16 protein-coding genes and 1 other annotated feature are annotated in these 24,076 nt (G+C 42.2%); of the genes, 6 read left to right on the forward strand and 10 right to left on the reverse strand.

The window, feature by feature from the left end; all coding sequences use genetic code 11:
* Nucleotides 1-165: 165 nt before the first annotated feature.
* Entirely contained in the window at nt 166-1,548 is a 1,383-nt protein-coding gene (locus H7J92_RS10685) for an anthranilate synthase component I family protein (protein ID WP_246602812.1), read from the reverse strand.
* An 84-nt stretch (nt 1,549-1,632) separates the two neighbouring features.
* Nucleotides 1,633-1,853, reverse strand: a binding site (T-box leader).
* Nucleotides 1,854-2,041: 188 nt separating this feature from the next.
* Here H7J92_RS10685 and H7J92_RS10690 point away from each other — a divergent pair.
* From H7J92_RS10690 to H7J92_RS10700, 3 genes are all read left to right on the forward strand, one after another.
* On the forward strand, nt 2,042-2,746 hold the full coding sequence (locus tag H7J92_RS10690) for a pseudouridine synthase (RefSeq protein ID WP_009499137.1): 705 nt from the start codon (nt 2,042-2,044) through the stop codon (nt 2,744-2,746).
* A gap of 238 nt (nt 2,747-2,984) precedes the next feature.
* Complete coding sequence (locus H7J92_RS10695) at nt 2,985-5,405, forward strand: EAL domain-containing protein (protein ID WP_246602816.1); 2,421 nt, start codon at nt 2,985-2,987, stop codon at nt 5,403-5,405.
* A 208-nt stretch (nt 5,406-5,613) separates the two neighbouring features.
* A complete protein-coding gene (locus tag H7J92_RS10700) occupies nt 5,614-6,921 on the forward strand; it encodes a uracil/xanthine transporter (protein ID WP_245799554.1) in 1,308 nt (435 codons plus the stop codon).
* A gap of 928 nt (nt 6,922-7,849) precedes the next feature.
* Here the strand turns inward: H7J92_RS10700 and H7J92_RS10705 are convergent.
* The 7 genes from H7J92_RS10705 to H7J92_RS10735 form a co-directional block, all read right to left on the reverse strand.
* Nucleotides 7,850-8,461, reverse strand: coding sequence for a class I SAM-dependent methyltransferase (locus H7J92_RS10705; protein ID WP_040759953.1), 612 nt, complete (start codon nt 8,459-8,461; stop codon nt 7,850-7,852).
* A 53-nt stretch (nt 8,462-8,514) separates the two neighbouring features.
* The gene (locus H7J92_RS10710) at nt 8,515-10,089 is read right to left on the reverse strand and encodes a sensor domain-containing diguanylate cyclase (RefSeq protein WP_221836925.1); all 1,575 of its coding nucleotides are present in this window, start codon (nt 10,087-10,089) and stop codon (nt 8,515-8,517) included.
* A gap of 138 nt (nt 10,090-10,227) precedes the next feature.
* Nucleotides 10,228-10,845, reverse strand: a complete 618-nt coding sequence (locus H7J92_RS10715) for an NAD(P)-dependent oxidoreductase (RefSeq protein WP_221836928.1) — start codon at nt 10,843-10,845, stop codon at nt 10,228-10,230.
* A gap of 106 nt (nt 10,846-10,951) precedes the next feature.
* Nucleotides 10,952-12,403: a phospholipase D family protein gene (locus tag H7J92_RS10720; RefSeq protein ID WP_221836931.1), complete on the reverse strand. Its 1,452-nt coding sequence runs from the start codon at nt 12,401-12,403 to the stop codon at nt 10,952-10,954.
* 65 nt (nt 12,404-12,468) lie between these two features.
* The gene (locus tag H7J92_RS10725) at nt 12,469-13,245 is read right to left on the reverse strand and encodes an ABC transporter ATP-binding protein (protein WP_221836934.1); all 777 of its coding nucleotides are present in this window, start codon (nt 13,243-13,245) and stop codon (nt 12,469-12,471) included.
* Nucleotides 13,246-13,309: 64 nt separating this feature from the next.
* Entirely contained in the window at nt 13,310-15,010 is a 1,701-nt protein-coding gene (locus H7J92_RS10730) for a BCCT family transporter (RefSeq protein ID WP_221836936.1), read from the reverse strand.
* A gap of 184 nt (nt 15,011-15,194) precedes the next feature.
* Entirely contained in the window at nt 15,195-16,442 is a 1,248-nt protein-coding gene (locus H7J92_RS10735; protein WP_221836939.1) for an EAL and HDOD domain-containing protein, read from the reverse strand.
* A gap of 297 nt (nt 16,443-16,739) precedes the next feature.
* On the opposite strand from H7J92_RS10735, the gene H7J92_RS10740 reads away from it, so the two are divergent.
* The gene (locus tag H7J92_RS10740) at nt 16,740-18,407 is read left to right on the forward strand and encodes an ABC1 kinase family protein (protein ID WP_221836941.1); all 1,668 of its coding nucleotides are present in this window, start codon (nt 16,740-16,742) and stop codon (nt 18,405-18,407) included.
* Nucleotides 18,408-18,476: 69 nt separating this feature from the next.
* On the forward strand, nt 18,477-20,414 hold the full coding sequence (locus H7J92_RS10745) for a catalase (RefSeq protein WP_221836943.1): 1,938 nt from the start codon (nt 18,477-18,479) through the stop codon (nt 20,412-20,414).
* A 178-nt stretch (nt 20,415-20,592) separates the two neighbouring features.
* Here H7J92_RS10745 and H7J92_RS10750 read toward each other — a convergent pair whose 3' ends face one another.
* The gene (locus H7J92_RS10750; protein ID WP_009499150.1) at nt 20,593-21,477 is read right to left on the reverse strand and encodes a LysR family transcriptional regulator; all 885 of its coding nucleotides are present in this window, start codon (nt 21,475-21,477) and stop codon (nt 20,593-20,595) included.
* A 112-nt stretch (nt 21,478-21,589) separates the two neighbouring features.
* On the opposite strand from H7J92_RS10750, the gene H7J92_RS10755 reads away from it, so the two are divergent.
* Nucleotides 21,590-22,780 carry a coenzyme F420-0:L-glutamate ligase gene (locus H7J92_RS10755; RefSeq protein WP_009499151.1) on the forward strand — a complete coding sequence of 397 codons (1,191 nt, stop codon included), beginning with the start codon at nt 21,590-21,592 and terminating at the stop codon, nt 22,778-22,780.
* Nucleotides 22,781-22,875: 95 nt separating this feature from the next.
* Here H7J92_RS10755 and H7J92_RS10760 read toward each other — a convergent pair whose 3' ends face one another.
* A complete protein-coding gene (locus H7J92_RS10760) occupies nt 22,876-24,072 on the reverse strand; it encodes an MFS transporter (protein ID WP_009499152.1) in 1,197 nt (398 codons plus the stop codon).
* Nucleotides 24,073-24,076 lie beyond the last annotated feature (4 nt).

Genomic DNA, 24,076 nt, shown 5'->3' on the forward strand with positions numbered 1-24,076 from the left:
CTGAGATAAATAACTTACACTCAAAGTAAAATTTAGATCCCGTTGATTTCCATTCCAGGTGGACGCTTTCCGCGAGGCGTGGTCGAACCTAATCATCACTGCAAAAAACTATCGACTGTTCTAAACATAAAACTCCAACTACCATTTCATCTACAGATTTACAGGTTACTTCACCGTTTCAGTAGCCTCGAGCAATGAACGGGCTTTGTTGGACGTTTCTTTGTATTCAAGCGCCGGGACGGAAGCTTCTACTATTCCGGCTCCTGCTTGCACGTAAGCTTTCCCTGCTTTAACTAGCATCGTACGAATCGTCAGGGCGAAGTCGATATTACCGTTAAGGCCAATGTAACCGATCGCACCTCCGTAAATGCCGCGGTGCTGGTCTTCCAGTTCGTCGATGATCGTCATTGCTGCTTGTTTTGGTGATCCTGTTACGGTTCCTGCCGGCATTGTTGCTTTCAAGGCATCTAATGCATGTAAGCCAGGCGCTAGGTCGCCTTCTACTTCGGATACTAAGTGCATGACATGTTCGTATCGTACAGTTTCTAAGTACTTCGCTACTTCAATCGTTTCAGGGCGGCATACTTGCTGCATTTCTTTTTTGCTCACTTCTACTAGCATATCGTGTTCTGACAGTTCTTTCGGATCGCTGCGCAATTCTTTTTCCAGCCCCAGATCTTCCGCTCCGTCACGGCCTCTTCTTCGAGTACCAGCAATCGGATTCGTCAGCACCTTGTTTTCTGAGACACGCACTAAACTTTCCGGAGATGTACCGATAACGGTATGATCGTCAAATTCCATGTAATACATGTAAGGCGATGGATTGCTTCGGCGCAGTTTGCGGTACAGTACAAATGGATCGCCTGCAATATCTGCTTCTAATCGACGAGACAACACGACTTGTTCTGCCTGACCATCTTTTATTGCATCAACGACGAGTTGAACACGCCGTTCGAATTCTTCTTTCGAAATCGCACATCGATAATCCGAAAGCGCCACCTCTTCTTCTTTTTCTACCGAACCATTGATGATCATATCCTCGATGGCATCTAGATCAGGTGTTTCATAGACAGGATTGATCTCAGTATGCAGCAACGTCACTTCATGCTTATGATGATCGTAAATGACAACGGTATCGTAAATATTGAAGTAGACATCTGGTATATGCAGATCGTCCGCTGTGCGCTTTTCACCATTACGTGCGGCTCCATATCCTACGTAACCAACCGCACCGCCTGTGAAGGGGAATCCAGCATCTTCTGTAATACGTGGCATCAAGCGCTTCAATAATGTGTAAAGTTCTCCTTCATGCGTATACGTCTTATTTGATGAATAAACGATTTCCTCGACTACGCCGTCGCGTCCGCGGTACGCTTTCTGGGGATTCAGCCCAATAAAAGAATATCGTCCTGCCCCCCCTGCCTGCGAAGAACTTTCCAGCAAAAATTTATGGCTTCCTTTTAGTCTTCTGAAGATCAATATAGGCGTTAACGAATCGCCCTCAATTTTTCTTGCTGTCACTCGTAAGTTCTTCTTTTCTGTCGTCATGTCCATTCTCCTCTTTTCCACTAAATATCCGCCTAGTTTTCTCCAAATAAAAAGCCCTCTGCAAACAGACAGATTAAGCCTGTTGCAGAGGACGATCGATAACCGCGTTGCCACCTCAAATTGAAGCGCCGCAGCACTCCCACTTTATGTGTTTTCACACTGCCCTTAACGCGAGCACACGTCTGTTTTTCATTAGAAAAAACAGCTTCCATAAGTCCATTCACGACTGCCGTGTATCGGTTCCCACCATACACCGACTCTCTAGCAAGCACGCACAATCGCTACTCTTCTTATTCATATCTTTTCGCTATTCTCTTCTCATCTATCTTTGCTCGTCTACCGTGGACGATTCCGCTGTCGAAATCTTCTGTCCATCTTGTTAAGTACATTTATCTTAATATGCAGAATCTTTAATGTCAACATCTTCTTCAGTTACGAATAAGTAAAAATGATATAATCACCTTATCATAACAAGCTCGGAAGGGGAGTATTTATGCGTATCAATAAATTTTTAAGTGAAGCAGGCATTGTATCGAGACGCGGTGCCGATAAGTGGATTACTGACGGCCGTGTTAAAATTAACGGACAGCCAGCAGAGCTTGGCAGCAAAGTCGAATCAGGCGATCAGGTTGAAGTAGATGGTAAACAGGTACAAAAAGAAGAACAGTTGGTCTATATCGCACTTAACAAACCCGTCGGTATAACGAGTACAACGGAACGGCATATCGAAGGCAATGTAGTGGATTTCATTAATCACCCACTGCGCATTTTTCATATCGGTCGATTGGATAAAGATTCGGACGGATTGCTTTTAATGACCAATGATGGTGATATCGTCAATGAAATTTTGAGAGAAGAACATAATCATGAGAAAGAATACATCGTAACTGTAGATAGTCCATTGACTTCTTCTTTTATTTCAAAAATGGAGAATGGTGTGAAAATCCTCGATACTGTAACCAAGCCTTGCACGGTGACAAAGCTAGGTCCACGGACCTTCTCCCTCGTGCTGACACAAGGCCTAAACCGACAAATCCGCCGAATGTGCGCAGCTCTCGGCTATCATGTACGTCGTTTACAGCGAGTACGAATCCTCAACATCGAGTTAGGAAATCTGCCGATTGGCGAATGGCGTGAATTGACAGATTCAGAGCAGAAAGAATTATTTCATACATTGGACTACCAGCCAAAAAGATAAAAAAGAGGGAGGTAACTAATACTTCCCTCTTTCCATATTTTCAAAAGTAGTTATAATCTAACACTCAACCCTCTAAAAATCCTTATATTCCCTCTATAACTAGTTCAATACTCTCTTTTTTTATGGTATAATTATCTAAAATAACTGCATAATATGGCTTATTCAGTATATCAATATAACTTCAGGACTAATGTATGGTTCATACTTTGCGACAGGAGTCTTGAGAGAGGAAGTTAGTATGATGCCCTTACGAACGCCTACATTCAATCCATCTTTAACTACTTTATTTGAAGAAACATTCTGCGTCTCACTGATCGATCTAAATGGTCGTCTGACCTACGTGAATCAAAACTTCTGCAAACTGACGGGCTACAGTGAGGAAGAGCTAATCGGGAATACGTGGGAATTATTAAACAGAGGATTAACTATTGAAAACTCAATCCTTATTTTTGAAAAGCATTTTATGACCCATAAAGTATATCAGGAGTCCGTGCGGATTTTTTCGAAGGATGGAAGGAAGTATTGGCTGGATACAACGGTCGTTCCTATTTACGATGTCGATGGACATTTGACACATTATTTATCTCTGGATATTGATGTGACGGGACCTGAATTAGTTTCTCGTGAATTTGCAAAAGCACGTACTGACTTGCAAAATTTCAAATATGCGCTGGACGAATCGGCTGTTGTAGCGATTACCAATCCACAAGGCATGATTACTTATGTGAACGACCGCTTCTGTGAACTGTCAAAATACTCGCGAGATGAACTCATCGGCAAAACACATCGGGTTGTTAATTCCGGGACTCATCCTAAAAGTTTTTTTGAAGAGATGTGGAATACAATCCAGCAAGGAAAAGTCTGGCGTGGAGATATACAAAACTTATCCAAAGACGGAGAGTTTTACTGGGTCAACACGACGATTATCCCCTTTGTAGGAGCGGACGGAAAGCCATTTCAGTATATATCTATTCGTCAAGATGTCACCTCTCATAAAGCAGCTGAGAAATCCTTGGAGCTGGCGCTGAAAAACGACTTTACCACAACAGTAAAGAACCTTCAGAATGCGATTTTCAAATACTCGCTTGATAAATATGAACAAATTCACTTCACGTTACTCGAAGGAAAGATCACTGAAAAACTCGGCATGACCAAAGACACTCTTAATGCTTTTCTCTATGAGAAAAGTTTGAACTTGACGTCAATTAAACGGCATCTCCAAGAAGGACTGCATGGTCTTAGCTCGCAGTTCGAAATAGAGTATAAATCGTATACATTCCTCGTCTATCTGTCTCCGATTTTCGAAGAAGACGAAGTAGCAGAAGTCGTAGGTACTGCTATTGACATTACAGATCGAAAAGAAGCAGAGCGGCTAGTTAAGCATATGGCATTCCATGATCATTTAACAGATCTACCAAATAGACGCTTACTCAAGCAAACTGTAGAGAATGCGATCGAAGACCGAGCAAAAAGCAAAGAGCCTTTTGCCTTATTGTATATTGACTTGGACCGATTTAAGAATATTAATGATTCGATGGGCCACTACGTAGGTGACCAGCTGTTGAAATCAGTTGGAGAACGCTTAGGTTTACTCGTTCGGCAAAATGATCTAGTAGCAAGACTAAGTGGTGATGAGTTTATCGTATTATGTAAATCCACAAATAAAAATGGGGTTCGATTAGTTGCTAAGCGTATAGTTGAAGAAATATCAAAATCATTTCTCATCAATAATTTGGAGGTCTTTATCGCTCCAAGTATCGGAATCAGCTTATTTCCAGAAGACGGTGAAGATTATGATACCCTTATGCGCAACGCGGACTCAGCCATGTATTTGGCAAAACAATCCGGCAAAGGTACATATCAATTTTTCACTGAAGAACTTTATAATGATTTAATCGAACGGACCTTACTTGAGATGGAACTGCGACAAGCTCTCAAAAAAGACGAGCTGTCCCTCCATTACCAGCCGCAACTCGATTTCACGACCGGTAAAATAAAAGGCGTGGAAGCACTTTTACGCTGGAATCATTCTTCCCGTGGAATGATTTCTCCTGGTCAGTTTATTCCCATTGCAGAAGAGACGGGTTTGATACTGCCGATCGGTTTATGGGTGTTGGAGACCGCGTGCAAGCAGGCAAAAGAATGGCAAGACCTTGGATACCCTCCTCTCCGCATGAGCGTCAATGTTTCATTGCGTCAGTTTAAGAGCCATACATTTGTCTCAGATGTGAAAGAGACCTTGCGCACTACTGGATTGCAACCGAACTATCTGAACATCGAAATTACAGAGAGTATGACATCGGACGTAAACAACTGCCAAAGAGTGTTACAAGAACTGCGAGAGATTGGTATCAAAGCAAGCATCGATGATTTCGGAACCGGCTACTCGTCTTTGAGTTATTTAAGTAAGTTCCCGATTACTCACTTAAAAATTGACCAGTCATTCGTCAGAGAGCTGACCAACAATTCCGTTATCGTCAAAGCCATCATTGATTTGGCTAAGAACTTGCATCTTCAGGTAATTGCAGAAGGTGTGGAGACGATAGAGCAGGCGGAATTTTTGAAGACTCTTAATTGCGATGAAGCACAAGGTTTTCTTTATTCCCGACCAGTGCCAAGTGAAGAGATTGCAAAATTGTTAGAAGACAATATATTATAATATTGCAGCAACCCAGCAGACATTTCGTCTGCTGGGTTGTTTGTCTATTACAGAACAGATGTCTAGAACTCTTAGATCATTAAAATTGTTTTTGAATCCGCAAGTAACCATACTAATTCAATTGCTAGTGTGCTATAGTTTTCACTATATTTAAACTCTTTAATTAAGTCAAAAATCGTCAAAAAGTATTCACAGGGGGAGATGTTTGGTGGGAACAAATCAGATGCGGTATTCCATTACCGCGTTAGCAGGATTTCAATGGCTCTTTTTCATGTTTGCCAATACGGTCGTCATCCCGATATCAGTGGGCACGGCATTCGAACTAGAACAAATTGAAATTGTCTCTGCGATTCAACGTTCATTTATTTTCACAGGAATTGCCTGCCTATTACAAGGTACATTGGGACATCGTTTGGCATTGATGGAAGGTCAATCTGGACTATGGTGGGGAGTTGTACTTAGCTTGGCAGGAACAGCAAATGCGATGGGACTGAGCCTAGCCACTGTGGGGGGCAGCATTGCGGTAGGTGCAATGATTTCAGGCGTGCTCGTTGCCATTCTTGGCGTTCTAGGTATGGGGGAAATACTGAAAAAGTGGTTTACGCCAGCAGTGATGTTCGTCTTTCTATTATTATTAGCAAATCAGTTGATCACCATCTTCTTAAAAGGGATGATCGGTCTCAATAATGGAGATTACATAAATTTGCCGATGACGCTATTTTCATTTGCTTTAGCAGCCTTGACCATTCTTGTTCACATTAAAGGCAAGGGAATCATTAGCAGCTTGAATCTTTTGATTGGAATGACTGTCGGATGGATCAGTGCGGTGTTGATTTTTCCTCAAGAGGCCGCTGAAACGATTAAGACAACTCCCTTTATCCAGTGGTTCCCTTGGGGTGAGCCAACAATTGAAATGGGTATCGTCATCACTGTGATCATTACAGGGCTATTAAACACAACAAACACGGTAGCGACTTTAAAAGGGGCAGAGGACATTTTTGAAAAGGAAACAACAAAACAGCAGTACAAAACGTCTTTCTTCATCACAGGGGGGTTGAATGTCGGGGCAGGTGCTCTCGGGCTCGTACCGTACGCTCCTTACGCTTCTTCTATTGGTTTTTTGCAGTCCAGCGGTATTAAAGAACGAGCTCCTTTCTTCATTGGTTCGATTCTCTTCATCATTCTTGGGCTCGTGCCGCCTTTAAGTGCATTCTTTTCCACCATTCCACAAAGCGTTGGGAATACGGTACTTTTCGTAGCGTATTTGCAATTGTTCCGGTCTGCATTGCGTAATGTAGAAGGATTGACCTTTGAACCTAAGACAGTTTACCGCGTGGCATTGCCTGCATTACTTGGCTTGTCGATCATGACGTTGCCGGCAGATGTGTTTGCCTCGTTACCTGAATTGCTGCAGCCTCTTCTTTCAAGTGGACTGCTTGTCGGGATTTTGGCAGCGCTTCTAATGGAACTACTATTTTGGATTGGTCAACGTTTCAGTAAGCGCAACATTTTATAAACTTCAGACTGCAGCCAAATGTTAAAGTTATAAAGGAAGAAATGCAAGAAAAGAATACAGGGCGTGCGGTCCGGGGATTTATGCTCCAGATGGGACGCTTGCCGCCTGGCGTGCGGTGAGCCGCTTCCTTCTAAGTGCGTGTGCTCCTAACGCTTCGCTTTCGCTCAGTCCAGTGTCTCACCTGTCACGCTAATCCCGCTGGAGTCGCCCATCTTCCGCTACAATCCCTACGAAGTATGCTTTACTACATAGCGAATTCACTGTAAGTAGTGTGAGATTGTGCTGCCATTTCCTGAGACAAAAAAACGAAACACACATTCGCTTGGATGGTGCTTCTTGTGCCTACAACGCTCAGTGAATAGTCAATGGGCTCATTAACATTCTGAAAACACATTGAGCAATTGAAGTTTATCTAACGAAGCCTTTAACGTATTTTAACTGTGAGAAGGTAGGATGCCAATTATATACTACGAGCTAATTCTACCTTCTTAGATTTTAGAAAACTACAAAGGGCTTTCTATATGTTTACACTTCACAAACTAAGGATTGGAGTGAAAGACAGTCGAAAGGCAAAGATGTGCTCCCAACGCTTCGCTTATGCTCGCAAAAGCCGTTCTTCGTGACGGCTTTTCCTGGGGATTAGCGTGCGTCTTGAGACCCCACAGGAAGCGCAGCGAACGAGGAGGCTCAAGGCCACTCCCCCTCCCCCCCCCCCCCGAAAAGCGTACCGTCTGGAACGGAAATCCCGGTGCACTTGCTAGCTGTAATTCCACATATCTATTCGGATAAGTAACCACAATTCTTATCTTTTATTTTAACAAAACTCTTGATTAGAGGTAAAAAAGCGTCCGCCTGAAATATAGATCAACGGCGTCATTACCCACTTGCCAATTCTTTTATCCATAAACTTCAGCCCTGATCTAGTCGATCAGGGCTTTTTATAGGTGTAGACAATAAACCGTTCCTGGTCGTCATGGACCTGTAAATGGGCAATAGGGATTTCCGCCGTCTTTTCGAATAAAGAATGGTTGTGCAAAAGTTGTTCGTAGTCTGCCGTTGGATAATATAAAATCACCTCTACGGGACGTGCAACCAATTCGATCGAGCGCACAATATTTTGAATGACCCTCCGAAAAATATCGAGAGAAAAAGGATTGAAGAAATAGAAAGTAGAGGCATCGTCCGGGAGTTCATAACGTTCTGCTAAACAGCATTCGAATGACAGCATTCCTCTTTTTTTAGGAAAAGCTTGCCGATAGTCTATTAGATTGTTCATCGCATCCTGATATAAGACACTATTCATCTCAATCCCAATTACGTCTATCGAATAGCGATGATGCACATAAAAAGGTACTCGTCCTTTACCACATCCGAAGTCGACAAAACTACCACTTACCAGAATTTCATGCTGAGCAAATAAAAAATCCATCCCTTCATACGGCGTAGCTTCATAACGATTGTAATGTGATGACTGATGCACCCACTCACGCACCCCTACAGTTTGGATATGCAAACGTTTATCCAGCTCTCGTTCCTCCACCCTTTCATCTCCTTTACAAATTCTCCTGTCGACCGAGAAGACCACAGCATATATTACTTCTGCTGTGGTTCATCTGACACGACGACCGTTCTATTCCGACCCGTACGTTTTGCTTCATATAAACACCGGTCGGCCAGTTCAATGAGACGAGCAGGATGATCCGCATGCACGGGATATGCAGCTACACCTGAAGAAATTGTGACAACTTCTCCACATGGACTGACTGTGCTCTCTAATTTTTCACGAAGCCGCTCCGCTGTTAAAAAAGCCCTCACTTTATCCGCTTTTGGTAATAAAATCACAAATTCTTCTCCACCATAACGGCAACAGATATCATCTTTTCTTACAGCTTGCTGCATAAGATTCGCCAAATAGATTAGGACTTCATCCCCTACAGCGTGCCCATAGGTATCATTCACTCGTTTAAACTTATCGATGTCTAGGATGATCATAGAAAATGGCGTCTGATTCTCTATCCACTCTTTCACGTAATCATCCATCGACCTGCGATTCATCAGTTTTGTCAAAGGGTCTGTCGTCGACTGGTGAATGAAGTAGTTCATTTCTGTTTTGAAATAATCCAAACTATGCAGCATTGCTCCTTTTAACTGTTTGGCCTCATAATACCAATCAGAAACAGCTTCCATTTTCTCTTTATGATCTGTTTTCGTGCTAGTTTCAGTATAGTAAGCCAGCTTCTGCAAGGGCAGCGCAATTTTCTTCGATAAAAACCATACTAAGAAAAAAGCTAGCAACAACAAAGGCAGTGATTTCCACACCATCTCCAGTACCATGCTTTTTGCAGGAGCGACAGCAGCACTGATGGGCCGCTGGGATATGATGCCCCAATCAGCAATCGGTATATAAGAGTAGCCGGCGAGCATAGGAATGCCTTTCGTATTAACGATTGCCTGCGCACCGCTTCCTCCTGCTACGACCTTTTTAACTACTTGGTTCTCAGAAACGTCATCATTCAGCCGATCTTTAAGTTGGTGGTAAATCAATGTCCCCTTTCCGTCGACAACATAGACATATGATCCATTTTCATAGAAATGATCCCCAAGAATCTTTTCTAAGATATTCGGTTGATTCAAATAGATAGCTCCACCCAAAAACCCGCGATACACACCATCTTCTGAAATTAACGGGACACTGATGAATATCAAAAACTCTCCTGTAATCCCCATGTAGGGATGAGAAATCAATGGTTTTCTTTCTTTCATAGCCTGTTCCGCCCCCAAAGACGTCAATCGTTCACCAATCAAGTCTAGGCTCGGAGGGGAAATTCCTATTACCATACCCTCCGGGGAAGCAATTGCAACAGAATTGAAGGTACTCGTCTGTGTTCTAATTCGTTCTGCTATTTTATTTAACTGTACCTGAGAATCTGAGTTGTTGAGTAAGGGGATGACTTCTTCTGCATTCACTTGAAGTGTCTGAAGGATCTCACGTAAATATGTATCTGTTGTAGCAGACAATTTCTCAGCATATGCTTTGTTCGTCTCTAAAGTAGAATCGATTAAAGTTTGCTTGTGCACACGATAACCGACAGTTGTACTAGTAAGAAAGGTCAGAACGATTGCCAATAATGCCACGACCTGAATCAATTTTTTCAAAGACCATCTCATCTATCTTCCATTCTCCTTCTCCCTATGATGCTATCAACCTATTATATCATAAGAAAAAGGCAACGTTAGCAGTTATTCACCATGTTTTTGGTTCTAATGATTTATTCAAGAACAACTCAATTTCAAAATACCTTCATATCAATAGGAAAGTCCTATACGATGACCGATATGCTCTCCTGCAATCAATTCTCGATAAGCAAATTCTGCCGTATCACCAACCGAAATCTGTTTTCCATCAACCGGGAGGTAATCACGCTCTACGCGGTAATTTCCTACTGCTTCACCATCTGGCAAATATGTAGGACAGACAATCGTCCAGTCCAATGAAGAACTACGTAATATATCAAAGACTTTATGGTGTTCCTTTGCCGCGAAAGTGAGCTTACGATTAGAATCTCCTGCTTCGTATCGCAGCTTTGATGGATCGGTGCGACTCTGCAGTATTCCAGCAGTTCCAATAGTCAAAATACGCGCGACGCTATGAAGTTCCATCTCTTCTACGATTACCGGCATCGCTTCCGTCAGTGTAGTGGTCCGATCTGTCCCCAAGGCGCTTACTACAGCATTCGCCCCCTCAATCAATTGCTTCACTGTTTCAGTATCGCGTACATCTCCTTGAAACAAGGTTAAACCTTGACGCGGCGTACATTTCTCTGGCGTCCGTACAAGTGCTTTCACTTCATGGCCGTCCCACAATGCCCGACGAACGATTTCGCTTCCCGTCCGTCCCGTTGCTCCGAATATTACGATTTTCATCTGACATCCCTCCTCTTTTTACTTTACAATAGACTTCCGAAGCTTTGCATGCTCTACGCTTATATAAGAAAAGACGCTGCTCAGTTACCTGAACGGCGTCCTATAATTAATATGTTGTAAGCTTCACCCAGCGCTGTAACGCATAGATGCCTCGTTGGAAAAATGTCAGGCCGTTTTGAAACTCTTCTACATTCAAAGTATAAAGAGCATCCCCATTTTCCCACAGTCTATCAAAATAGTCATTAATTTCATTCGTCAACACACTGTCTGTTGGCGCAATAATCCTTAAATTCGCTTCTAAATTATAATCACGCAATGTACGTTCTGTTAAATTTGAAGAGCCATTTGTAATGAAAGTCTCCTCGTCTGTTTGGATTGTAACTAATTTCGTGTGATACTGTCCAATCACGGTATTATACCAGCGCACTTCAATCTTATTGTCAGTGTTTTCCCTTATTTCTTGGACAACCGGTCGATTTGGTAAGCCAGACTTTTTACTGCCGAATGAATTTTCATTAGGATCCAGAATCATTTCCACCTGCACGCCTCGATTCGCTGCGCTTACCAAAGGCTGAATAACTTGCTGTTCAGATAGATAGAACATTCCCATGCGGATACGATCACCTTTTTTCGCTCGTTCAATATCTTTCACTAACGCATCCAATACTTTACGTTCCGTCAAATACTGAACTTGATAAGGACCCGTTTCTTCTTCCAAATTCTCGACACGCGGCAACTTTCCGCCTTCCGTATACCGCACGACAGCTTCTTCTGCTTCCAATATATCGTTCTGCACTGGACCTTTGACTTTAAATGCCACATTTCCATGGAGACCACTGGCTGCGTGGGGATTAGATGATGTCACCAATGCTGCTTGATCCGTCACTATTGTTTTACGGTGATTGGATTTGACGTTCAACAGTTTTAAATAAGAAGTGAATTTTACATTTGGAGCATCACTTGCCAAGAAGTTTGGAAAATGGGATTTGCCGTCAATTTGTATCCATTGGAACAGCGTACGATATAATCCCGAATAAATCGGCATTGAGTCGCGTAACGGTTCCAAATCGGTATAGACTACCTGGACGCCAGCCTTTTCTAAGTCCTTGAACCAACTAGACTCATACGATCCATAACCCGTATTTAACGGATCGGTAATGTAGACGATGGGCATGTCCGGATTTTTCTTCTTTTTTTCTACAAGAGCATTTGTTAATTGATCAGCAAGCTGTGGGAAGTCTTCTTTCTCATCGTAATAATCATCCATCAAAAAGAAGTCTAGGACGATGAATTCTTTCGCTTCCTGAATCATTTTTGACACTTCATCGAAAATATGAAGTTCTGATTTGTACTGTTCTTTGGATTTTGACTTGGAGTAGGTCAGATCGTAAATAAATTCGATGTCTTCTACTTGATGTAGTTCTCCCTCATACGAGATGCCTGCAGGCAATGGTTTGTAAGTATGCCAAAGCATGACACCAGCGTAGAGAAGAGCAAATAGGAGCAAGGCATACGAAGCAATCCGTTTCTTCGTCCATTTTCGTTTCTTCTCCGCCATCGCATTGCTCCTTTCCGGAATATTCAGTCTATATGAAATTCCCTCTTCGCCTATCTATGAAAACTTTATTTAATGGAGAGGTACGGACGTTCTGCACGCCATTCTACAGATACTGGCACTTTGTAGGTTTCGGATAACAGCTCGTTGGTGAGGACTTCATGTTTTGGACCAGATGCTACTACTCTACCTTCTTTTAACAATAGTACGTGTGTCATCTCAGCAACTAGTTCTTCTATATGATGTGTGACGTAGACAAGGTGAACGTTGTTTTTCGTAGCAATCTCTAGCGCCTCTAAAAATTGCTCTCTCGCCAGAATATCCAGTCCAGAACATGGTTCATCAAGGATCAGCAAGTGCGGCTCACCCATTAGCGCCCTCGCAATTAATACTCGACGCTTTTCTCCTTCTGATAGTACCCTGAACTTTTTCTCTTTTACATGTTCCAGCCTAAATTCCTTCACTAAGTAATTTGCACGTGTCCAATCTTCTTCAATGACCTGTTCATAAATACCGAAGCTGGCGAACTTTCCACTGACGATGACTCGTTCGATCGTTTCATTCCAGAAAAAGTCCGAAAACTTTTCTAATGAACTGCTGACATACCCAATCTCCTTCCGCAACTCCGGCAAGTACGTACTGCCAAAACGATTTCCCAGCACTTCCACTTCACCTGAAGACGGGAATTCATATGTAGAAATAATCGATAACAACGATGTCTTTCCAGAACCGTTTAACCCGAGCATCCCCCATTGCTCTCCTTCTGAAATCTCCCAATCGAGACCTCGGAGTATTTCATTGTCGCCTCTTCTAAAATAGATGTCCTCAACTTTCACGACCGCCATTTGAATTCCCCTTTCCCTATACAGAAAACCGGCTCAAGCAGTGTGCAGCGAACCGGTCTACTATTTACCCTTCTTCGTTTTCGTTTTCTTTCTCTTTCTCGTATTCCTGGTATTTTTTCTTTTCAAGTTCTTGGTATTTCCTAGCTCTTTTTTCTTTTTCTCTCTGCTTTCTTTCTTTTTCCTTACGTTCTCTTTTTTCCTTTTCACTTTCTCTACGTTTCCGTCTCTTTTTAACTTCTCCTTCCACATGCTCGAATTGACGAATATCTGTTGGTCGGACCGTGATCGGTTCACGCACCAATAGCTTGCTCAATGAGAAGATCAGCAGCAGGAGAAGCAATGTAAACGGTAAAGCTGATACGAGGGAAGCCGATTGCAATGCTTCCAGTCCACCGGCAAACAGAAGAACTGCTGCAATTGCAGTCATCAAGAAGCCCCAGATAAACTTTACAACCAGTGGAGGAAACAAACTGCCACGAGTTGTCATACTAGCTAAAATATACGTTGCAGAGTCTGCGGACGTAATCAAAAATGTAAAAATAAGGACAATCGCTAAAAATGACATAACATTAGTAAATGGTAAATGCTGAAGTGTCGCGAAAATGGCAGATGTTACGTCCTGGTCAACAGCTTCGGCAATCTGCGTGCCATTACGCAAGTCACTGTATAATGCTGTTCCACCAAGTGTTGCGATCCACATACAGGAAAATGCCGGCGGAATAACCATGACCCCCATTATAAACTCGCGAATCGTCCGTCCTTTTGAAACGCGCGCTACAAAAGCGCCCACAAAAGGAGACCATGCAATCGTCCAAGCCCAATAGAAGATCGTCCAATCCTTCACCCACGTACCGCCTTGGTATGGCTGCAACCGTAAGCTATACGTAATGAAATTATTGATGTAATCACCAATGGCTAATGTAAATGTTTCAAGTATGAATACTTTCGGTCCAACAATGAAGAAAAACACCAGCATGGCAATCGCCATTCCGAGGTTAAAATTCCCCAAGTACGCAATCCCTTTACTCAATCCGGATGAAGCCGATGTCATATAGGCTACAAATACGACGGCAATTATGAGAAGCTGAATTGTAAATGTACTCTTAATGTTGAAAACGTATTCCATCCCGCCGCTCATTTGCAGAACGCCCATGCCAAGGGAAGTAGCAATCCCCATGACAGTTGCTATAACAGCAAACGAGTCAATCCCTGTTTTGAGATGGCGATTGCTGCCGATCAGCGGCTCTAAAGCGGTAGAAATCAGCCCATCCTTCTTCTTTCTAAACTGTAAAAATCCGATGACTAAACCGACAATACCAAAGATTGCCCATTGTGAAATACCCCAGTGAAAGAAGGAATAACCCATTGCGATCCGTGCCGCTTCCTCGGTCTGTGCCTCCACACCTGAAAGAGGGGAACTAAAATAATGACTCATCGGCTCTGCAACGCCCCAGAATACAAGCCCCACACCAAAGCCAGCTGAAAACAGCATACCAATCCAAGTAAAAAACGGATATTCGGGACGTTCGGTATCACCGCCTAGACGGATTGCCCCGAATTTACTGATGGCTAGTCCTACTAAAAATATAATAACAATAAAAACAACAAGCAAATAAAACCAACCAAATTTATCTGTCGTAAAGTGGTAGAGTTTTTCGGAAATCACTCCAAATGGTTTTGGCTTCATGGCACCTAATAGTACCAGTAGTAAGATAAATACTGCTGATATGGAAAACACGGGGTTTTTCCAAAACTTTTTATTCACAACTATATCGACTCCTAGTGTTCATTTGGTAACTTACTTACTAAACCTCATACCCTATTCTTAAGAAATGTAACGCATTTTCACTGGTACAATTATGATATGAAAAGCTACCAAATAGATTGTAACTGTTTATAATACACACCAAATAAGGCATCTTCAAGCGAAAATGCCTTTCATGATGTATTCAGCTAAAGTGTTCTTCAATTCCCTGCGACCAGCGCAAAGCACTCAAGGAAATTTCACTTAGTTTCTTTTTAGGGATTCTCAACTGCTCAGTCAGCTTCTTCACTTGTTCCCACTCAAAGCGCTCGACTGCTATAATGAGCTGCATGTAGGGAGTCATTTCGGTTTCTTTACCATTCAATGTATTAATAATGACATCTGACAGTGACAAGAGCGGTAAAATATCTTCCCATTTCCTACCCATGACTGCATCGATCATTGAAAACATCCCCGTCAGAAAATACTCATCCTTATTGGGCTTGCCTTTATATTTTGCCAATAGTTCACAAGCCCTTGCACGTCTAAGTGAAAGCTCTACAAGTGCCGTCACACGACCGCTTTGCAAGTCCTGCCCCAAATCATGGAGCATCAGTACTTGTAACCATTTTTTTGTTTCATTTAAGCCAATCAATACGATTGCTTGCTTGATCGAACTGATTCTTTTTGGCACCTCGAATGCCAAAGTGTTGATGAAACGCAAAAGTTTATAGGAGATCGATACGTCTCGCATAATCAATTCGGAAAGCTCGTTGATTGACTGTGTATCTTTTTGAAAAAACTCAATGATTTGCAAATGAACTAAAGTATTGGCTGGGATTTCTTTGCTTTTGATAATTTCTGGCTTGGCGAAGAAATAACCTTGGAACAAATCGTAACCACTTTTCAACGCCAGCTGATAATCCGCGTCTGTTTCTACTTTTTCAGCCAATAAAACAATCGATGGATATTTTTTGAAAAACTCCTTAATCTTTGTCTTTTCAGCCGTGTTAGTCATCATAAAATCCACTTTTACTATATCTACAAGTTCGAATAACTGAGGATATGCTATGTACTGGTCTTGTAAAACAAAGTCATCAAGCGCTAACTTGAAGCCTGCTTCCTTAAACATTTGCAAACGTCTTAACAGCGCAGGCGTAATTTCCACGTTTTCCAGAATTTCAATAACGATTTTATCCGGATTCAAACTCATGAATATATCCTGCGCCAATAATTCACCAGAAAAATTGATGAAGGAAGGCACACCACTAGTAACTTGATCAACCCCTATAGTCAGAAACGTATTGACAAGCAGACTGATTGTAGCCTGTTCAGGATTTATGTCTGGGAAAACATTCTTTTCACTGTTTCGATATAACAATTCATATGCATAGATATTACCTTGCCGCCCTAAAATGGGCTGTCTCCCGATAAATATCGAGTACTCATTCATTTAATTCATCTCCAAATCCCATTTTAAAGCTTGTGCAACCGTCCGACTACCTTGTTCTCTAGACGCTTCTCCCAAGAGTCTATCGGCTTTCTCTTCATTGTACGTGATCGAAAGAATTTTAGAAATATAAGTTGGGATAAAAGGATGTTTTTTCTATAATACCTTTGTCATAACATCCTGTAGCAGACAGCATACGCAACTCCTAAGAATCCTATCTAGTCCCAGTCCTATTATGGGTTTAGGAAATCATATTCTATGGTATGTTTTGTAAGGAGGGTGTACACGGAGGTGTTCTCTATGTTGAAAAGAAAAATGAAGAATGCACAACGTTCTCAAGAAATCTTAAATGTATTTTTAAAAAATGGATTTAGTCATGTTTTATTTCGATTAGGTATAACAGATCGTAAATTCTCCGCCACAGACGAGGAAGCGGATTTGAATTTATATCACGTCGGAAAAAAATTACGAATCGCATTGGAACAACTTGGGCCTACATTCGTCAAACTTGGTCAAATCGCCAGTGGACGACGTGACTTAGTGCCTGAAGAAATCGCAGTGGAACTTGAACAGTTGCAGGATCATGTGGAAGCATTTCCTTTTGTGGAAGTACGGGAAATTATCGAGCATCAGCTAGCAGGGACCATGGAAGAGTTTTTTCAAGAATTTGATGAAGAGCCTCTTGCTTCTGCATCAATCGGGCAAGTGCACCGAGCTCGATTGATCTCAGGTGAACTGGTTGCGGTGAAAGTGCAGCGCCCAAATATCCAGCGTCAAGTGGAAACAGATTTGGCGATACTGCATGATTTAGCGAGTTTTTTGGAGAAGAATATGGCGTGGGCCAAGACCTATCGTCTGCGTGATCTCATCTATGAATTTTCCCATTCATTGCGGGAGGAATTGGATTATCAGTTAGAAGCCCGCAATTCGGAACGAGTTGCCCGGCAATTCACGAAAGTACCCGAAATTCAAATTCCATACGTTTATGACGAGTATTCTACACGTACTGTGTTAACGACAGAGTTAATTACTGGTATAAAAGTGAGTAATACAAAACAGTTGGATGCGGAGGGCTATGACCGCCAGCTCTTAGCTGAACGAATAGCCGACTCCATGCTCTCGCAAGTGATGGAACACGGCTTTTTTCATGGCGACCCGCATCCAGGCAACATATTCGTGACCTCAGGAAACGTCATTTACTTTATAGACTTCGGTATGGTCGGTCAACTTAGCAAGGAAATGACATACCATTTTATCTCTCTTATGTTCGCTTTACGGAAAGGAAATATCGAGCGACTGATCGATGTGTTTTCTGACATGGATATTCTTGACGAAAACACCAATATTGCCGCCTTATATCGTGATTTGCAAATCATTCAGCGAAAGTATTACGAAGCTTCTTTGAACGACTTGAAACTCAGTGATGTGTTCATGGAAGTTTTTTCAATCGCCTACCGTTATCGCATCCGACTTCCAAATGAAATTGCAATTCTTTCAAAGGTCATTCTAACGTTGGAAGGTGTTCTCAGTAAACTAGATCCTTCCTTCAGCATTATGAAAGCCATTGAGCCTTATGGTAAGAAGATGATGCTAAGACAATTCGATCCCCGCTATCTAGTTGAAAATAGTTGGCATTCGTTAGTTAAGAATGCGGAAATCATAGCAGAACTGCCAAGCGATATTAAGAAAGCCGTCAAAACCATACAAAAAGGAAAAGTCGATTTGGACGTCGGGCTGAAAGAGTCAACCATCATTTTTCGACGATTTGACAAGATCGCTAATCGACTATCATTCAGTATCGTTTTGCTGGCGTTCAGTATCCTGATGGTCGGTCTCATCATCGGATCTGCTATCGCTGGTCAGACCGCCATGTTCTTCCGCCTTCCACTCATAGAAGTAGGTGCTTTGATTGCGACGCTTCTGTTTGCATATCTGCTGTTCTCTATTGTGCGTTCGGGGCGTATCTAGTTATTGTTTACTCCTATTTAATTCGGGAATAGAAAAGCAGACAACTATTTTACGTTGGGAGGATTTTTTGTGAACAACAATCGCAAAATAAACAGTAACAGCAAAAATAAACAGTTGGAAACCTTTCGTATACATGACCAAAAGAAACCGATGACGACCAATCAAGGTCTAAAGATTACGGAGGATGAACATTCATTAAAGGCAGGAACACGCGGCCCCACTTTAATGGAGGACTTTCACTTCCGTGAGAAAATAACGCATTTTGACCATGAACGAATTCCAGAGAGAGCTGTCCATGCACGTGGGTATGCCGCACACGGCGAATTCGAATTATATGAGTCGATGAAAAAATATACGAAGGCTGGTTTCTTGCAAGAGCCTGGCTCGAAAACACCGGTCTTCACTCGCTTTTCTACAGTAGCTGGAAGCAAAGGATCTGCTGAAACCGTGCGCGATGTACGTGGTTTTGCTGTGAAGTTTTATACGGAAGAGGGAAACTACGATCTTGTCGGCAATAATATGCCAGTATTCTTCATTCAAGATGCCATTAAGTTTCCTGATTTAATCCATGCAGTGAAGCCTGAGCCACATAACGAAATGCCGCAAGCCGCTTCAGCTCATGATACATTTTGGGATTTTGTTGCCAATAATCAAGAATCTGCACATATGGTCATGTGGCACATGTCCGACCGCGCAATTCCAAGAAGCTTCCGGATGATGGAAGGGTTTGGAGTTAATACATTCCGCTTTATCAATGAACAAGGCAAAGCACATTTCGTAAAATTCCATTGGAAACCGAAGCTAGGCGTTCATTCACTAGTTTGGGATGAAGCACAGAAGATCAGCGGGAAAGACCCTGACTTTCATCGACGTGACTTATGGGAATCAATTGAAAATGGCAATTTCGTGGAATTCGAGCTCGGCGTTCAGCTGTTAGAGGAGAAAGATGAGTTCAAATTTGATTTCGATATTCTTGATCCGACGAAAATTTGGCCTGAAGAAGAAGTGCCAGTGAAGATCATCGGGAAAATGACATTAAATCGCAATGTGGATAATGTTTTTGCGGAAACTGAACAAGTAGCATTTCATCCAGGCAGTGTGGTGCCAGGTATTGATTTCACAAACGATCCATTATTACAGGGACGATTATTCTCTTATACAGATACACAACTAATCCGGCTTGGGGGTCCGAACTTCCACGAGCTGCCAATCAACCGTCCTGTCTGTCCATTTCACAACAACCAACGCGATGGCTACGGTAGACAAACGATTAACGTAGGACAAGTAAGCTATCATAAAAACTCGCTCGCTGACAACAAGCCGAACACTTCTTCAGAGGAAGACGGCGGCTATGCGCATTACCAAGAAAATGTTGACGGACGGAAAATACAAGCGAGAAGTGATTCATTCAAAGATCACTTCTCGCAAGCCCGTTTATTCTGGAAGAGTATGTCCTTGGCAGAAAAGCAGCATATTATTGAGGCTTTTAGCTTCGAAGTTGGGAAAGTGAAGAACATGAATGTGCGACAGCAAGTCGTCGACATGTTTGCCAATGTGGATGTAGATATGATGACAAAGGTAGCACAGGCAGTCGGTGTCAATGCTCCGTTGAATGCAGAACAATCCGATGTAAGGAAAGCTTCCCCTGCCCTCAGCCAGGAAAACAAGGCGAAGTTGCCCGATACACGTAAAGTAGCGGTGTTGATTGCAGATCAGTTTGACGAAACTATTCTGGAGCCAATCATAAAAACGTCGTTGGATGCAGGCATGTCAATTCATATTATAAGCGAGAAATTCGGTACGTTGACTGGTAAAGGTGGATCGACAGTAGTTGTCGATGAAACTTTCTTGACTGTCCATTCTGTACTGTATGATGCTCTGTATGTCGCTGGCGGACAAGCACAGCAGCAAAATAAGTTTGAAAAGGATGTAGCTGATTTTGTGAACGAGGCATATATGCACTACAAGCCAATTGGCATAGCGCCAAATGCTAAAAGCGCTGTTTGAGAAAACGCAAGCCAAACCAGGGCCAGGAATACTGTTAGACTTGACTGTTTCAGGAGATGGCAAGCAATGGGTAAATACTGTTGCAGAGCACCGCTTCTGGAATCGTGAAATCTATTAATAAGAACATACTAAAGTCGGATGAATTTGATTCTATCCGACTTTTCTTATCTTTTTCCATTCAGTCTTTCTCAAGAATCTCAATGAATTTAGACGCGGAAGGTGACAAAGAAACACCTTTTAAATAGCATACTCCTATGCTTCTTTTCGGAATAGGTTCCAGAAACTCTACTTCCTGCAGCTTGCCTGAGTCCAGATAGTCTGCAGAAAACTCCTTGACCACACACGCAATACCTAAATTAATTTGCGCAAATTCCAGCAGCAATTCATGCGACCCCAACTCGAATTCGGGATAGATCTTCACTCCTTTTTCTGATAGAAAGTCTTCTACATATTGGCGCGAGTTAGATTTCGATTCCAATAAAATTAACGGCAACTTTGTTAACTCCTGTAATGGGACAGGTCGCAAGAATAATTTTTTGAATCGATCACCATAGACAAACGCATCTTGCACATCAAAGCATACTCTTTTTTCTAATGTTTCATCCTCTACAGGGAAATTGCAAACCGCGATATCCGCTTCTCCGGATTTTAAGGCTGCAATCAACTCCACAGTCGTTCCGTTAATAATTTTAAAACGAATACTTGGATAATTGGTATGGAATGCTTCCAAGTAGGGCAATAAATAGTAACGGGAAATAGTATCTCCTACACCAATTTTCAGTTCACCCGCCGATAAGTTCTTCAGCTCGTATAATTTTTCATTGCCTGCATCAATCAAATTTAAAGCTGAGTTGACATATTCGAATAGCAATGAACCTTCATCTGTCAGCGATACACCTTTAGATGTCCGGTTAAACAGCCGTGTATCCAGTTCTCGTTCGAGCTGAGATATGATCTGGCTGACGGCTGGCTGCGTCATGAATAATTGTCTTGCCGCCTTGGAAAAGCTCTCATTTTGGACGACTTTGCGAAAGACTTTATACCACTCCAAGTTAATCGACATATAACCACCCCTTATACCACCTATTAAGTATATTAATTTTACTTATATCACAAAAGCACGTTATAATACAAAGAAGAGTGATCAAATTAAGTTTCACTAAGGAGCGATTGATTTGGAAAGAGTAGTAGGGACGGTTGTCAGAGGATTGCGTTGCCCGATCATCAATGAAGGTGACAATATCGAACAGATCGTAGTAGACAGTGTATTGGAAGCTTCTAAAGTTGAAAATATTTCGTTTCAGGATAAGGATATTGTCTCGATTACTGAATCGATCGTGGCACGTGCACAAGGTAATTATGCAACGATTGACCACATCGCAAAAGATATCGAAACAAAATTCGGTGACGATACGATTGGCGTTATCTTCCCTATCCTCAGCCGAAATCGATTTGGGAACTGTTTACGTGGAATCGCGAAAGGCGCAAAGAAAATTGTTTTGATGCTTAGCTATCCTTCCGATGAAGTCGGTAACCACTTAGTAGAGCTTGATCGTTTAGACGAAAAAGGAGTCAACCCGTGGACTGATGTTTTGACAGAGGAAGAGTTCCGTGCGCATTTCGGCGATAATAAACACCCTTTCACCGGCGTTGATTACATTGAATACTACAAATCATTAATGGATGAATTCGGCGTCGAACATGAAGTGATTTTCTCCAACAATGCTAAAACAATTTTAGATTACACAAAAACAGTATTAACATGTGATATTCATACACGATTCAGATCGAAACGCATTCTTGAAGCAAATGGCGCCATAAAGATCTACAGCCTGGACGATATACTTACAGAATCGATTGACGGCAGTGGATATAATGAACAGTTTGGCTTGTTAGGCGCAAACAAAGCACAAGAAGATAGCATCAAGCTTTTCCCGCATAATTGTCAGCCTGTTGTGGATAATATTCAAGCCATGCTGAAAAAGGAAACAGGAAAACATATTGAAGTCATGATCTACGGAGACGGTGCGTTCAAAGATCCTGTCGGTAAGATTTGGGAACTGGCAGATCCTGTTGTTTCTCCTGCCTATACTGGTGGATTGGACGGCATTCCTAATGAAGTAAAACTGAAGTACTTGGCTGATAATGATTTCTCTGATTTACGTGGAGAAGAACTGAAAAAGGCAGTTTCAGCCTATATAGAGAAAAAAGACACGGACCTTATGGGCTCCATGGCTTCGCAAGGTACTACACCGCGTAAGCTGACAGACCTGATCGGCTCTTTATCTGATTTAACTTCAGGCAGCGGTGATAAAGGAACACCTATTGTCTTTATTCAAGGCTACTTCGATAACTATACGAACTAAACCACATTGGTTATGGCATTGCCTTTCCATACAAAAGACACTACGAATTTATCGTAGTGTCTTTTGATGTGAGTGCCCTTCATTTATTCTCATGATTATTCAACTGTTACTCGCTTGGACTTAGATTGTTGAATTTTACTAAACAACATAAATAGAGCAAGTGCCGCCAATACAACAATCATCAGGACTACATACAACTTCCGGTAACCGATGATCGGTACGAGTGACCCTATTACATATGGTCCGAAGCCAAAGCCGAAGTCCAAAAAGATGAAGAACGTGGAAGTAGCTACACCAAGACGTTCAGGTTTTACTCCCTGCAATGCAATCGCCTGTGCACATGACTGGAAATTACCAAAACCTAGACCCAAGATACCTCCAGCCAGAAGCAACATCCAGCCGGCTTGTGCTCCACTCAGTAATAAAAGGCCTCCTGCAAACAGAACAAGTGATGGATAGATAACGAACTTATTTCCTTTCACATCCAGCAACCGACCAGTAAACGGTCTAGAAAACAGCACGGCAACAGCATACACTAAAAAGAAGAAACTCGCGGCACTTACCAAATTGATTTCTTCCGCATAAAACGAAATAAACGATAATACACCTGAATAGGCAACGGCAGCCAATAACGTCACAAATGCAATAGGCAACGCCCTTCTTTCCAATAAACCATGTATCCCCAACTTTTCTGTTTTTGCTTGGATATTCTTTGCAGGCATGACCATTGGCGATTTCTTGACGAAAAAGAACATCGCTGCGCAACATATACTAAGCGCTAAACAGAACAAAAATAACACTTGATAGTCATAGTGTTGACTAAGGTAAATTCCAAAGAACGGACCAATTGCCGTTGCCAAAACTGCACTAAGGCTGAAATATCCAATTCCTTCGCCTCTTCGCGAAGGCGGCAGCATCTGCGCAACCATCGTACCGGTAGCTGTAGATGAAATTCCTAAACCGATTCCATGGAAAAATCGATTCGCCATCAGTAAAGGCAAGTTATCAGCTCCAAAATAAAAGACAGAAGCCAGAACAATGATCGCCAATCCGATCAATAAAAGTCTTCTGCTGCCGATTTTTTCAATTAGTCCACCGATAGCTAGCCGGGACATAAGAGTTCCGATGATGAATATGCCTGAGACCAACCCCGCCACGCCTGTTGATACACCATATTCTTTTACTGAATACGGCGCAATGGTCACCATTAGCAAATACATGACTAGCATTAAAAAGAAATTTATGATAGAAGTGACGATAAAGTCCCTTGTCCATATAGTTTTATTGTCCATTTAA

The sequence above is a fragment of the Sporosarcina aquimarina genome (assembly GCF_019748715.1).
GTDB classification, from domain to species: Bacteria; Bacillota; Bacilli; order Bacillales_A; family Planococcaceae; genus Sporosarcina; species Sporosarcina newyorkensis.

What these genes read in the sequence shown, in the direction of transcription:
- H7J92_RS10750 (WP_009499150.1), bottom strand. Translation starts at nt 21,477, where the DNA reads ATGTCGATTAACTTGGAGTGGTATAAAGTCTTTCGCAAAGTCGTCCAA.
- H7J92_RS10685 (WP_246602812.1), bottom strand. Translation starts at nt 1,548, where the DNA reads ATGACGACAGAAAAGAAGAACTTACGAGTGACAGCAAGAAAAATTGAG.
- H7J92_RS10760 (WP_009499152.1), bottom strand. Translation starts at nt 24,072, where the DNA reads ATGGACAATAAAACTATATGGACAAGGGACTTTATCGTCACTTCTATC.
- H7J92_RS10725 (WP_221836934.1), bottom strand. Translation starts at nt 13,245, where the DNA reads ATGGCGGTCGTGAAAGTTGAGGACATCTATTTTAGAAGAGGCGACAAT.
- H7J92_RS10740 (WP_221836941.1), top strand. Translation starts at nt 16,740, where the DNA reads ATGTTGAAAAGAAAAATGAAGAATGCACAACGTTCTCAAGAAATCTTA.
- H7J92_RS10715 (WP_221836928.1), bottom strand. Translation starts at nt 10,845, where the DNA reads ATGAAAATCGTAATATTCGGAGCAACGGGACGGACGGGAAGCGAAATC.
- H7J92_RS10710 (WP_221836925.1), bottom strand. Translation starts at nt 10,089, where the DNA reads ATGAGATGGTCTTTGAAAAAATTGATTCAGGTCGTGGCATTATTGGCA.
- H7J92_RS10695 (WP_246602816.1), top strand. Translation starts at nt 2,985, where the DNA reads ATGATGCCCTTACGAACGCCTACATTCAATCCATCTTTAACTACTTTA.
- H7J92_RS10690 (WP_009499137.1), top strand. Translation starts at nt 2,042, where the DNA reads ATGCGTATCAATAAATTTTTAAGTGAAGCAGGCATTGTATCGAGACGC.
- H7J92_RS10720 (WP_221836931.1), bottom strand. Translation starts at nt 12,403, where the DNA reads ATGGCGGAGAAGAAACGAAAATGGACGAAGAAACGGATTGCTTCGTAT.
- H7J92_RS10735 (WP_221836939.1), bottom strand. Translation starts at nt 16,442, where the DNA reads ATGAATGAGTACTCGATATTTATCGGGAGACAGCCCATTTTAGGGCGG.